Source organism: Liberibacter crescens BT-1 (assembly GCF_000325745.1).
Taxonomy (GTDB): domain Bacteria; phylum Pseudomonadota; class Alphaproteobacteria; order Rhizobiales; family Rhizobiaceae; genus Liberibacter; species Liberibacter crescens.
This window is the reverse complement of sequence record NC_019907.1, coordinates 381926-395310: the sequence shown is the minus strand read 5'-3', so window position 1 is coordinate 395310 and position 13385 is coordinate 381926. Positions and strand designations below refer to the sequence as shown.

Below are 13385 nucleotides of genomic sequence, written 5' to 3'. Positions count from 1 at the left end.
CTACTACACAACATTATAAAAATCTGAAACTAATATTAATTCTTCATAAGAATTTTATAATAACCTGAAGTAACATGATATGCATGGCATAAAGCAATAGCGAGAGCATCCGCAGCATCAGATCCACTAAATTTTACTCCAGGCATTAAAATCGGAAGCATCTTATGAATCTGTTGTTTCTCACCATGACCAACCCCTATTATCGACTTTTTAATAGTATTCGGAGCATATTCAGATACAGGAAGCCCTTCAATAGCAGGCACCAACAATGCAATAGCACGTGCCTGACCAAGTTTGAGTGTAGCAACAGCATCCTTATTAACAAACACTTCTTCAACTGCAGCTTGTTCAGGATGCCAAGTCTTTACAACATGAGTTAATTCCTCGTACAATTTCCGCAATCGAAAAGCAAGGGAAGTCTTAACAGTAGACGAAATAGTTCCAGAAGAAACAAACTTCATATTTTGACCCATAATATCAATAACTCCCCACCCAGTTCGCTGAAGACCTGGATCTATGCCGATAATTCGAGTTACATTCTGCATCTGCTCCTTAATCCTTAATTACTTTAATTTATCTATTTTTTAATTAAATTATCTAAAATCAATAAGTCTTCTCAAAAGAAAATTATATCTATAAGTATTTAAATCTTATAGTTACTCATTATAGACTGGAAAAATAACATCTTATAGAATAAGAGCTTATTAAAATGAATGCATTTTATATTAATTGAATTGATGATCCCGTAGCTCAGCAGGATAGAGCACTAGATTCCTAATCTGGGGGTCGCGCGTTCGAATCGCGCCGGGATCGCCATATAATTCATAATCCCTTGATTTTAATTTATTCTTTCTTTAACCTAGGAGAAGTCTTTACAATAGATTTATCTCCCATTACTGGCATCTTAATGTTTGGGCTTGTGCAGCTCGGTGGCGGATATACATCGGAGGGATCTCTTTGACGGCTAATACTTTTATTATGAATCGATGCTTTCGTGTTTTGTCAAAAGGCCATGGCCAATTCTCTGGGGTCTGGGGTACGGTGGCGCTTGCCTTTTTAAATTTCATTACTCTCACATTTTCAAAATACCCTTAGAGATGATATGTAACATCTTCTTTTGGACTCTTAAGAAGAAAAATTATCCGAGCTTTTAGGTTTTGAGCATTGGCATTGGGCTTACTGAAAAAAGCCATTTTGATTACATCAACCAACTTTCTAAAAACTGGTAGCTAAAAAGCCTGCGCTAGTCGCAGCGCCTTTACGGGTCGATTTTACAAAACAAGGGAGGCTTATCGATGCATAAAAACAATTCCCATAACCGAATTCAGCTCATAAATGTAAAAAACCATTCTTCAGAAAACAAATATCTATTTCATAAACTATAAAGATATCCCGTGGCTGGTGAAAGAATGTGGAAAAAAATGAAAGTATTTTTCTTAAATCATTCGGTATATAAGGAAGATTAAGACAGGAAAAGCCTTCATGTAAGCATGTATCGTAATTAAGATATCTTTCAAAAATTGCATTTCATTATTAATTTCTCTTTACATTTTATGCTAGAATGATTACAACTTTAGAATGTACAAAAGAAAACCAAATATCGTTATACTCATGGCAGATCAGCTTTCTGCATCCGCTTTATCAGCCTATGGAAATAAAGTAAGTATTACACCAACCATTGATTGCTTAGCGACAGAAGGGGTGGTATTTGAATCAGCTTATTGCAATAGTCCATTATGTGCACCGTCTCGCGCATCATTCATGACAGGCCAACTTATTTCTGAAAACGAGGTCTATGATAATGCTGCCGAATTCCATGCCGATAAACCTACCTTCTGTCATTATCTTCGTGAACATGGCTACAACACTTGGTTATCAGGTAAAATGCATTTCTGTGGCCCTGATCAACTGCATGGATTTAATGAACGACTGACCACAGATATTTATCCCGCCGATTTCGGATGGACACCGGATTGGCAAGAACCGAATCAACGGCTGGACTGGTATCACAACATGAGTTCAGTGTTAGAAGCTGGAGAGTGTGTTCGTACCAACCAGATGGATTTTGATGACGAAGCGTTATTTTATGCGCGCCAGAGACTGTACGATGAAGCCCGTCATGGCAATGAACACCCCTTTTTGCTTCTAATGTCATTAACACATCCTCATGATCCGTTCACTATTCCGCGCCGCTATCTTGATCGCTACCGAGAAGAAGCAATTGATATGCCTAAAGTTACAGCAGCACAAGTGAGCAGCGATCCGCACTCAGATCGGTTGCGTGCCATGTACCAGCTAACCGATAACCTGTTAAGCGATGATCATGTGCGCCGTGCACGTCATGCCTATTATGGCGCCCTCTCCTATGTAGACGATTGCTTTGCGCAAATAATCACTACCTTAAAGGAAACAGCTCTATATACCAACACCATAGTGATCATTACTTCTGATCACGGTGAGATGCTGGGTGAACGTGGTCTTTGGTACAAAATGAATTTTTTTGAAGGAGCATCACGGATTCCATTAATTGTCTATGGACCAGCGTTATTTCCTTCCCGACGGATTAATGCTAACGTTTCACTGATAGACCTTCTGCCAACCCTGATCGAAATAGCTGCTGGAGACAATTATGCCAACTTCATGCCAGCCGCTCCACTGCACGGTGTCAGTCTAGTCGGACACCTAAATGGAAAAGACGGGCCGGATACAGCGTTCAGTGAATACCTCGCCGAAGGTGCGCTGGGACCTATGGTCATGATCCGCCGTGGGAAATGGAAATATATCTCCTCATTCAATGAACCGGCACAACTGTTTGATCTAGACAAAGATCCTCTGGAATTGCACAACTTGTCAGGTGACGCTGCAGTGATACAATATGAGATGGCATTTGCTCTCGAAGTTAACCAGCGTTGGGATTTGGCAAAGTTAGACCAGCGGGTAAAGGCTAGCCAATGTCGACGTCGTTTTCTCTCTAAGATAGCCGGAAGATCTTTCATACCCAAATGGGATTATCAACCTTTTCAGGATGCGAGCCAAAGGTTTATACGCAATAACCAAACTCTGGATGAACAGGAATCTTTTTCCCGTTATCCAAGAAAATAATGAAGTGTTTATAGCGTTTTACTAGCCATAGCAATAAAGATTGATCGCCTTAAGCTAAGAGGTGAATAAATTCATTAAAAACTTTAATATATGCACTGCGCTTAAAATCAACCACCATATCAGGGATCTCTTTCATAAGCTTCCAAGTCCAAGCATCAAACTCAGATTTATAACCATAAAGCTCTCTATTAACGCAGATTTCTTTTTCATCTCCTTCAAAACGAAAAGCAAACCACTTTTGTGTTTGACCCTTATATTGGTTTCTTTTTGCTATTCCTTCTGGGAAATCATAACTTATATACTGAAAGCTCTCTTGTAAAAAAGAAACAGATTTTATTCCTGTTTCTTCATATAATTCACGATAGGCTGCATCAATAGGCCGTTCTTGATTATCAATGCCACCTTGAGGCATTTGCCATAAAAAACCAACATCCTCTCTGATATTATTTTTTATACAACGACGCCCCAACCATATAAGCCCATCATGATTTAAAACCATAATACCAACACATTGTCGATATGGAAAAGAACAAATACCTGATGAATTAAATACTCTCTCCATATTCCCTATTGTTCATAATATTATACGATAATTAAGTTCTTTAATTGGTTAAATCAGCTAAATTTGATAAAGGTACAACTGAAATATCCCGGTTATATGACTCTTCAACCCATTTAGTAATAATATCAACACTCTCATTAAAAGCAACTGCAACACCAATAGCAGTGCCCTTTTGACGAGCAATTTTTTCTAAATCATCAAGATTTTTCAAGATAGATACACGATCAACATGATTATCTAAATAAAGATCGGCAACCAGATAAGGTAACTTCGTCAATGGTGCGAATTTTTTAGTAACTGCTGGTAATGATGTGCCATCATCAAAAAACAACAACCCACGTTTAGAAAGCTCATTAAACAAAATTTGCACAGATTGCGGATTAGATAAAAAACGACCACCAAGATAGTTCATAACACCAACATAACTATTCATACGTGCTAATGACTGATGTAACCGATCAACTAGTTGTTGAACTGACTGATTTACTGTCAAGGTATATAAATTATAATCTTTATTTGAAGAATCAAAGGCTTCCATAGGAACTTGCAAAAGAATTTCATGACCCGCCTTTCTTGCTTCTTGTCCCCAACGTTGCAGGCTATTCCCACCAGACGCAAAGGCAAGAGTGATATTTTCCGGCAATTGACTTATAGCGTATTGTGTTCCTGTCTGACTGATACCCAAACCAGAAACTACAATAGCAATACGTACACCTTTGGTATTTGACAAGGATCTAGCATAATATTTAGCAGGGCTTTTCCCATCCATACCACGAATAGGTAAACGTCCATAAACGCTATCTTCCATAAGATTTTCATTTGGAACGGCAGGAAAATATTGTTGTTGGTCCACATGAGAAGGACTCAATCCAGAAGAATTGGTACTGTGGTCTATAATCTTTGAAAGAATAGATCTTTTATCGCTCCCCATCTGATTAATATCTTCCTGAGGCTTAGAAAAATCTTGTAAAGATTTTATATTTGAATCTCGTATAGACAAAGGGGAAGAAGTCTTATTGCTGCTTAACTGATCATAATTAAGAATAACTCCTGTATCCCTTATATAGCCAGAAAATGCAGTATAAACTGAAAAGCCACTCAAAAATGACCAAACGAAAAAATTCAATACTACACTTGATGAAAAACGCTTACGTCTAGAATCTTTCCTAAAGGAAGGCTCAACCCCTAAAGGGCTATGTAAATCAACAGCCACAGATTTAGTCCATTTTTAATGATTATTGACGAGCAGCGTAATCAGAAGACTGAATAAGCTTCACGTTACTTTTAACATTAGAAGATATAGAAGCAGGATATTCTCTTTTGCCTCGTAACAAATCAAATGCATAATTTAATTGAACATCATCCTTTACATCTTGCGGGATATAAGAAAAAGAACCAGAACCTTTTTCTGTTTCTCTCTGACCTTTTATATGACCAACAAGAGCCGATTCTCCTATAGCAGAAAATTTTTCTTGAAGCTCTTTTGGCAATGGCTGTTTAACCAATATATCAGGATCAATCCCTGTTCCTTGAATTGATCTCCCAGAAGGAGTATAATAAAGCGCAGTGGTTAGCCGTAAAGCACCTTGATCTCCTAAGGTTATAATAGTTTGTACTGATCCCTTACCAAAAGAGCGTGTTCCAAGAATGACGGCTCTCTTGAGATCCTGAAGTGCTCCAGCTACAATCTCAGAGGCAGAAGCAGAACCTCCATCAATTAAAACAATCATTGGCTTTCCATCAATTATATCTCCAGGACTTGCATTAAAACGCTGAGTTTCTTCAGGTTTCCTACCCCGTGTAGAAACGATTTCCCCTTTTTCTAAGAAATAATCAGCAACACTAATTGCTTGATCTAGAAAGCCTCCAGGATTAAGACGAAGGTCAAGAACATATCCCTTAAGATTATCCGAAAGAACAGATTTTTTAATCTTCTCAACAGCATTACTCAATTGACTATCAACTTTCCCGGTAAAAGAAGTTATACGTAAATAGCCAATATCTCCATTATCAACACGATATTTAACGTTTATAATAGGTATAATTTTACGCTGTATTACAAATTTAAGTGGTTTATTTGCCCCCTTCCGTAAAACTGTAAGTGTTACTTTCGTGTTAACTTCACCATGCAATTTATTAACAGCTTCATCAAGTCTTAGACCACGAACAGACTTGCCATTAATCTCAGAAATAAAATCTCCAGAAAATATGCCAGCTCGAAATGCTGGTGTATCATCAATAGGAGAGATAACCTTAATAAGATTATTTTCTAAAGTAACCTCAAGCCCTAAACCACCATATTCTCCCTTAACCTCATTACTCATGCTAGCAACTTCTTCTGGCTTCATATAACCAGAATGAGGATCAAGGGAACTTAACATACCATCAATACCGCTTTCAATAAGCTTTTTATCATTAACAGGACTAACATAATTACTATGAATACGCTCAAAAACATCCCCTATAAGCTGAAGTTCTTTATAAAGAGAAGAATCCGCTGCAACTGCTGAAACTCTTGTCATAGATACAAGATTAAATAAAAAAGCTCCTATAAATATACCAGCCAAAACAAAAGAAACCCTACCTATCATCCTCTCCCTTTCTAAAAGCATTCTTGCTCCACCATGCACGTGAATCAATAGGCTTTCCATCCTTTCGAAATTCAATATAAACTGTTAACGCATCAGTTTCTAGCGCTAATGTATTAGCACTAACAAGTCTCTTAGTCCCTAGAGAACCAATTGGTTCTCCTGAAAAAACAAATCTACCTTGATCAATATTAAGCGTATCCATCCCAGAAATTAAAACATGATATCCAGCACTGGGACTAATGATTATCATTTTTCCATAACTACGAAAAGACCCCGAATAAACAACAAAACCATCCACAGGAGTAGTGACCATAGCACCGGGCATCGCAGCACAAGTTACACCAAACGTCTTATGCCCAAGGCTATCTGTATCTCCAAACCACTTCAATACCTTACAATCAACTGGCATTTCTAATTTTCCTTTTAAATCCGCAAAAGGACGCTCAAAAACTTGATGTTTCTCCTTATCAGAAACTACCCTATTGTTCTTTAAAAGAGAATTGTTTTGTTCACGTTTATTAAGCTCACGTGCTGAAGTAATCTGATTATCAAGATTAGATATTAATTCCTCAAGGCTCGTCGCACGTTCTGCTAATTTTTGAGTACGAAGACGTTCTTCTGAAAGAGAACGTGAATCCTGCTGATAAAGCTTATCATTTCCTGCAATTAACAATTCCATACGTCGTTTTTCTTCAATGCTCTTCTCTAATATAACCATAAGATTGGCTTTTTCAGCTTTTATAGAAACCTGCACCCCTTTAAGATTATTAAGATCAATAACAATTTTTCTTGTTTCATCTCTTATGCTCAACTCTGCTTTACTTAACAACATTGCACTCCTAATAGAGGCAAGAGCATCCTCTGGTGTTACCAACAATACAGGAGGAGGATTACTTCCTAATTTCTGCAATGCAGCAAGAACATTCGCTAATATAGTACGTCGTTCTTTAAGAGAACTCTGCAAAAAAATTTCTTGAAGACGCAATCTGGAAAGCTTATTTTTGCTTTTATTTAATTGTGTTTCTATACCTCTATTTCGCTTAGTAGATTGTATTAATGCAGCACGTAATGACTGGGTATTTTTTTTCAACAAAAGAATATTGTCTTCTAAAGCTTTGGATTTGTATGAAGAAAGCGTAATAGTCTTAGATAATTGCTCAAGTTCTAAAGAAATACGTGCCTTTTCTTCATTTAATTTGTAATCAATATTATCAGTTTCCTGACTTGCAGAAAAAGAACCCCAAAAAAGCAAAATTGCAGCAACATATACACCTAGCAATTTCTTCCATAACATTCGCTTACCAATTAACACAAATCTAAAATCCAGAATTGCATTACGTCCAAAACAAATTCATTTTTTATCAAATGCAAATATTCCTTAATCCTACAGAAAATTATCTTTATAGATTTCCCTTTCTTATTTTTTAAGTTATTCAGGATCAAAAACCGCAAAAGCACGCTATTTATTGCAACCTGAAATAAAAAATAAAATACCTCTGCACCAAATTTTCACTCTAAAGCTTTCTTCCATAAACTTTCAAGATCATATAACTCTCGTGTTTCTGGTCTAAATATATGTACAACAATATCTCCTACATCAACAACAATCCAATTGGCAGCCTGCTGCCCTTCAACTCCAAATACCTTAATTCCTTCATCTTTAAGATAAGACACAAGATTATCTGTTATAGAAAGAATATGCCTATCTGAGCGCCCGGAAACTATAACCATGTAATCACATAGAAAGCCACATATAAGTTTTATTTTAACAATATCCTCAGCCTTTGAGTTTTCAAGACTTTTTATAACCGCATCAAGACAAAAAAGAGAGGAAATTTTCATTTTTTTTAAATGTTGCGGTGTATTTTCCTTTATATTGATCAGTTTATTTCCTTTCTGTATTTTTTTTTAAAAAAGAGCAATCTCTAAATATTATATTACTAAACTCAACTTTTAAATCAGAATGTAAATTAATTATTGATTAAGTTAATTCTACCATAATCACCTCAATAATTTAAATATATATTATTCGTAAGTAATTAAAATGCTTTTTTTTAAAGAATATAAGCAAAAGTATGACTTTTAAAAAGTCAATAAAACATCATCTTTCATATAAGATATCATGATTAAGCAAAGCATTTTCACTAAAAATCTACCAGATAAAAGCAATATCATTAATAGAATTCTTATTCAAAACTTCGTATCATCCACCTTAAAATTTTTGAAAGAGCAAACAAGGTTAAACATTGATACTCTATACCCTCTCTATCAAACCGTCGCATCTTCTTTAAATAGAATAAAGAAACAAGTCCGTGGTATATTTGCTTACTTACCTCAAGAATCAAGTTATTGAGCTGTTAATAAATATTAATTTGAATACCTTTAACAGAAAATATGACTTTTTCTGCATTCAAAAACATAACAAGAAAGTGAGCAATCATACTTGATCCTACTCGAACACTAAAGCATTCAACTGAGAGAGTTAATAAAAAATAATCTTCCTAAATATGTACTTGATTTAATTGATAAAACATAAAAAGGCACCCTTAATACCTAACTTACCTAAACCGCCAAAGGTAACCTAGAAAATAAATTGCTAGATTAGATTTAAACTATATTGTCTTCTATACAAGAATAGTGTCTCTTTCTATAAAAGAAAGAGTTTTCAGTTAAAAAAACAGAGAGACACAAATGACCTTTTTCTGCACATAAAATCTCTTTTACCAAAAAAGCCATAGTAATTGACAATAAATAAAATTTATAATAAATTAAGTTTTTAATATTTAAATAACATTCAATATGAATAAAAAATAATTTAAATTCATGTACATTAATATTCCTAAAAATAACGCTAAAACAATTACAGGAATAATCTTTAATCTCTTATTTTTAGAATCAGGTACCTCATAATTTAATTTTCTTTGATTTTTAAGACAATATTGTCCATCCCAATAACGACGAATATTACGCATTTTCTTATCTTCCACAACAAGACTCATGCGAGCCTTAGGAATATAACATCTATTATTAGAATTCATTTTAAATTTCATTTAATCTAATCCATCCCTGATTTTATACAAAAAAATAAGCATAATATTTAACACAACTATAACAACTTGTACAGAAAAAAACAATCTAATCCATAAATATCATGCTTATTTTTGAAATTTTATTAAAGAGAATTATAAATTTTAATTTACTCAAATTTATTTCTTGATTATATTGCTATATTTAAACTATTAAAATTAATATAGTAAATTTAGACAAGAAAAAGAGATATAAGTATAAACATAATAATGCGGACGTGGCGAAACCGGTAGACGCAGCAGACTTAAATAATGTTGAGTGCCTGTAGAGAAATCTACAGAGTAGAACTGCTCAAAGTCGGGGAAAGCTAATAGATTTATCTAAAGCTAATCCCGAACCAAGCCCTTATAAAGGGAAGGTGTAGAGACTGGACGGGCGGCACCTTAGGCTTAAAAGTGATGGTGAAGGGACAGTCCAGACCACAAACGTCAAGTTGACGGCAACGAAAGTTGAAGTGGTAAGAAAATCTGCTTCTTTATTAAGAGTGCGGGTTCGAGTCCCGCCGTCCGCACCAAAACATGATTGCATGTTATATAATAGAATTATTTATACCTTTGATCAGTGTTAAATTTATAAAAAAATTCTTATTTATAATAACTTGAATTGATTGATTTTGTTATTTGTTGCGCATATTATTAATGTTGAAGATAGCATTTTATTCTATTTGTCTTGTATAAAACTTCACTCAAAAGATAGATTTGCACCTATACTATGAATTAACGAACTAGTGTTGTAATCATGGCGTTCAAAGAGATGAAAATCTTTAAGAATTTATCCTTTAGAAAGGATATTTGGATCAACAAATACCCTATCCATACCCACTTTAAAATTAGCTTGTGCGTTAATCGTAAAAGTTTTTTTCGTAATTTCAAAATTTATAGTTTTTAAAACCTGATATGACTCAAAAAACATCTTATAAATATTGACATTAACTTTCAAATTTCATTTGCAATAAGAAATTTTGTAGAAAAAGAACAAGCGGTTTATCAGCAAGCGGCATGGGAAAATTATATAAATCATGAGACTGTACCCACTGAATTTTCTGCCCTTCACGTCCATAAGGAATCCCTTGAAAAGAAACGCATCCAAATAAAGGCATAAGAAGATGAAAATCATCATATGCATAACTAGCAAAGGTTAATGGAAATAAACTTATTTCTTGGATAGTTATCGACAATTCTTCTATCAATTCACGAACCAACGCTTTTTCTGGAGTTTCACCAGATTCAACCTTTCCACCAGGAAATTCCCAAAGCCCTGCCTGCAATTTTCCTGCAGGACGCTGTGTGATAAGAACACTCCTATCATCACGAATAAGTACACAAGCAACCACTAAAACAAGTTTGTGTTTGTTAGAATTCACGAAAAATTACTCTCTTTTTTAAAAGTACTGTATTTATTCAGTATGGCACTCTAATACTATTAAAACACCATCTTCATTATAACTAAATATTTATATAACAAATTCACCAAAAATATTTGGGTGATTTAGAAAAATCATCAATTTTAACACTATACAAAGTTAATTTTATAGAAACAAAACCATCTGCCTCACCAACAAGTTCGCAGTACAGAACTTATATTTAATTAATCTTTAACTACATTTTATAAATTTTTTAAGGAGCAAAAAAACTTCACGATTGCAAGATTATTAAATACTTTGATCATTGAGATGGGAAAATAGACACTAGAGTGCCCATCATCTTTATTGAACTCATCATGGGCTTTGTCGCATAGGAATCGAAAAGTAGTGAAAAGGACATGTATTTTCTGTCAATACAAAAAAGATTTACTCAAACATTCAGTCAATACTGCAATTTAACTCCGATAATGACTATTAATCTTGACATATTCTTGCGTAAAATTACATGTCCAAACAGTTGCATATCCATCCCCAATACCAAGATCAACCTGGATAGGAATATCTTTTTGTTTCATAATTGAGGCAACTTTATCTTCAGAATAATCAGGATCTCGCTCTCCATTAACAGCAACACGAACATTCCCAAACCAAATAGATAAACGATCTCGATCCACCCTCTCACCAGATTTACCGACAGCCATAACAACACGTCCCCAGTTAGCATCTTCTCCTGTAATCGCGCTCTTAACAAGTGGTGAATTCGCTATAGAAAATGCTATCTTCTTGGCTGAAGAAGAACTTCTTCCACCTCTAACAATAATTTCAAGCATTTTTGTAGCTCCTTCTCCATCACGAACTATCTGAAGGGCTAAATCTTTTAAGAGATCAAAAAGAATCTCACGAACATGAGTTAATCGATGATCATTCATATGCTCAATACGTACACTACTTCTGGTCTTTGTCCCTGTTGAAAAAATCATTAGTGTATCTGAAGTTGACATATCACTATCAACGGTTATCGAATTAAAACTAGATTCAACACCAATAGATAAAAGGGACTGTAAAACGGAAGATGCAATATCAATATCTGTAAACACAAAAGAGAGCATAGTTGCCATATCAGGAGCAATCATACCAGAACCTTTTGCTATACCATTGATAACAAATTTTACTCCATCAATTTCAACAGTACGAGTTGCAACTTTAGGATAAGTATCTGTCGTCATTATTGCTTTAGCTGCCATAAGCCAAGAATCTTGGCTCGGATTACAGAGCATTTTATCAAAAACACCAGAAAATTTAGAAATATCAAGAGGCTCACCAATAACACCTGTAGAAGCAAGATAAACCTCACTTTCTTTACATCCAAAAGCGGAAGCAGCAGATTTTGCTATAAACATTGCTGCTTCAGAACCCTTCTTTCCTGTAAAAGCATTAGCATTCCCAGAATTTATAACGACAACCTTTGCAAAACCATATGATAAGTTACGTCGACAAAAATCAACTGGTGCCGATGGACATTGAGATTTTGTAAAAATTCCTGCTACCGATGCAGGCTTATCAAAAACTATCACCAATAAATCATCTCTATTAAGATACTTAATACCTAAAGCCGCTGTATAGAAGCTCATTCCTGCAATAGGTGGTAAAACAGGATAGATAGAAGGAGCCAACGGAGAAAAATTAATAGACATATCTACAACACTTAAGACAAAGACCAAAATTCTAAAATTAATTTGCTGACTTAGTCAGTATTTTCTTATTTAAATTCTGATATTCCTTATTTAATTTTTCATCTAAAATTGCAATCTTGGAAGATTTCTTGAGCTTATCAAGAAAGGCAATATATTTATCTCGTATAATTAGCTGATTAAGCTGAGATTCAACCTGTTTCATAGGAGGTATAGAAAGAGGTCTCCTGTTTTCCAACCGAATAACATGCCATCCATAAGGAGTTTGTACAGGTTCGTTTGTAATATCTCCTTCCTGCTTAAGAGCAAAAGCAGCTTTTTCAAACTCCGGATCCATAGTTCCTTGAGCAAAATACCCAAGATCTCCTCCTTTATCCTTATTGCTTGTATCAATAGATTTTTCTTTAGCTAACTCTTCAAACTTCTTTCCAGAAAGAAGACTTTTAATAATTGCCTTTGCTTCGTCCTTGCTTGTAACAAGAATATGTCTTGCCCTTACCTCTTCTTTTTTCTCTTTAGCCAAATTATCTGCTTCTTTTTCATAACGGGCTTTTACTTCTTCAGGAGTAACTTTTTCTAAAATCTCCTTCCGGAACAATTCATTATGCAATTCACGCTCAGATAAATAATTCATTCGCGTTTCATATTCAGGAGTCTTATTGAGACCCTTATCTTTTGCTTGCTGGGCAAGCAATTTTATATCAATAATTGAAGAAATAACAGCAAGTTTTTGTTGATCCTCTGGAAGTTGCGAAAGCTGCGGATCAATACTTGATAAAGCAGCATCTACCTCAGACTGATGTATTTCCTGCCCATTAACCTTAGCTATTAAAGCATCCTTTGCAAAAGCTAAAGGGTGAAACATATTCAGAGTTACAATACTTATAAAAGTTAGAGCTTTATATTTTGACATTATACTTTATTCTCCTAAAGAATTATCCGATACTTTTTTCGTCTGATTAAAACATCTTAAAAATAAAATTGTGACG

The 13385-nt window shown here is 34.8% G+C and carries 11 protein-coding genes and 1 tRNA gene; 2 read left to right on the top strand and 10 right to left on the bottom strand.

From position 1 onward, the window contains the following. Positions 1-35 precede the first annotated feature (35 nt). Positions 36-545, bottom strand: coding sequence for a crossover junction endodeoxyribonuclease RuvC (ruvC, locus tag B488_RS01700; RefSeq protein WP_015272763.1), 510 nt, complete (start codon positions 543-545; stop codon positions 36-38). Positions 546-739: 194 nt separating this feature from the next. Between ruvC and B488_RS01695 the strand changes: the two genes are divergently transcribed. Both B488_RS01695 and betC read left to right on the top strand, forming a co-directional pair. After that, a tRNA-Arg gene (locus B488_RS01695) sits at positions 740-816 on the top strand. Positions 817-1578: 762 nt separating this feature from the next. Then, positions 1579-3102 (top strand): choline-sulfatase, encoded by a 1524-nt coding sequence (gene betC / locus B488_RS01690; protein WP_015272761.1) that lies wholly within the window; start codon positions 1579-1581, stop codon positions 3100-3102. A gap of 49 nt (positions 3103-3151) precedes the next feature. On the opposite strand, the gene B488_RS01685 is transcribed toward betC, so the two are convergent. The 9 genes from B488_RS01685 to B488_RS01645 all read right to left on the bottom strand — a co-directional run bounded on the left by B488_RS01685 (position 3152) and on the right by B488_RS01645 (position 13309). Continuing rightward, positions 3152-3664: an RNA pyrophosphohydrolase gene (locus tag B488_RS01685; protein ID WP_015272760.1), complete on the bottom strand. Its 513-nt coding sequence runs from the start codon at positions 3662-3664 to the stop codon at positions 3152-3154. A gap of 40 nt (positions 3665-3704) precedes the next feature. Next, positions 3705-4877, bottom strand: coding sequence for a divergent polysaccharide deacetylase family protein (locus tag B488_RS01680; protein WP_015272759.1), 1173 nt, complete (start codon positions 4875-4877; stop codon positions 3705-3707). A 22-nt stretch (positions 4878-4899) separates the two neighbouring features. Beyond that, entirely contained in the window at positions 4900-6255 is a 1356-nt protein-coding gene (locus B488_RS01675) for a S41 family peptidase (RefSeq protein WP_051012099.1), read from the bottom strand. After that, positions 6245-7567 (bottom strand): murein hydrolase activator EnvC family protein, encoded by a 1323-nt coding sequence (locus tag B488_RS01670; RefSeq protein WP_051012098.1) that lies wholly within the window; start codon positions 7565-7567, stop codon positions 6245-6247. The genes B488_RS01675 and B488_RS01670 overlap by 11 nt, the downstream gene beginning before the upstream one ends. 197 nt (positions 7568-7764) lie before the next feature. Beyond that, complete coding sequence (gene rsfS, locus B488_RS01665) at positions 7765-8097, bottom strand: ribosome silencing factor (protein WP_015272756.1); 333 nt, start codon at positions 8095-8097, stop codon at positions 7765-7767. Positions 8098-9038: 941 nt separating this feature from the next. Further along, positions 9039-9254 (bottom strand): hypothetical protein, encoded by a 216-nt coding sequence (locus B488_RS01660; protein WP_015272754.1) that lies wholly within the window; start codon positions 9252-9254, stop codon positions 9039-9041. Positions 9255-10270: 1016 nt separating this feature from the next. After that, complete coding sequence (locus B488_RS01655) at positions 10271-10705, bottom strand: (deoxy)nucleoside triphosphate pyrophosphohydrolase (RefSeq protein WP_015272752.1); 435 nt, start codon at positions 10703-10705, stop codon at positions 10271-10273. A gap of 455 nt (positions 10706-11160) precedes the next feature. Further along, complete coding sequence (gene argJ / locus B488_RS01650; protein ID WP_015272751.1) at positions 11161-12399, bottom strand: bifunctional glutamate N-acetyltransferase/amino-acid acetyltransferase ArgJ; 1239 nt, start codon at positions 12397-12399, stop codon at positions 11161-11163. A 37-nt stretch (positions 12400-12436) separates the two neighbouring features. Continuing rightward, entirely contained in the window at positions 12437-13309 is an 873-nt protein-coding gene (locus B488_RS01645) for a peptidylprolyl isomerase (RefSeq protein ID WP_015272750.1), read from the bottom strand. Positions 13310-13385 lie beyond the last annotated feature (76 nt).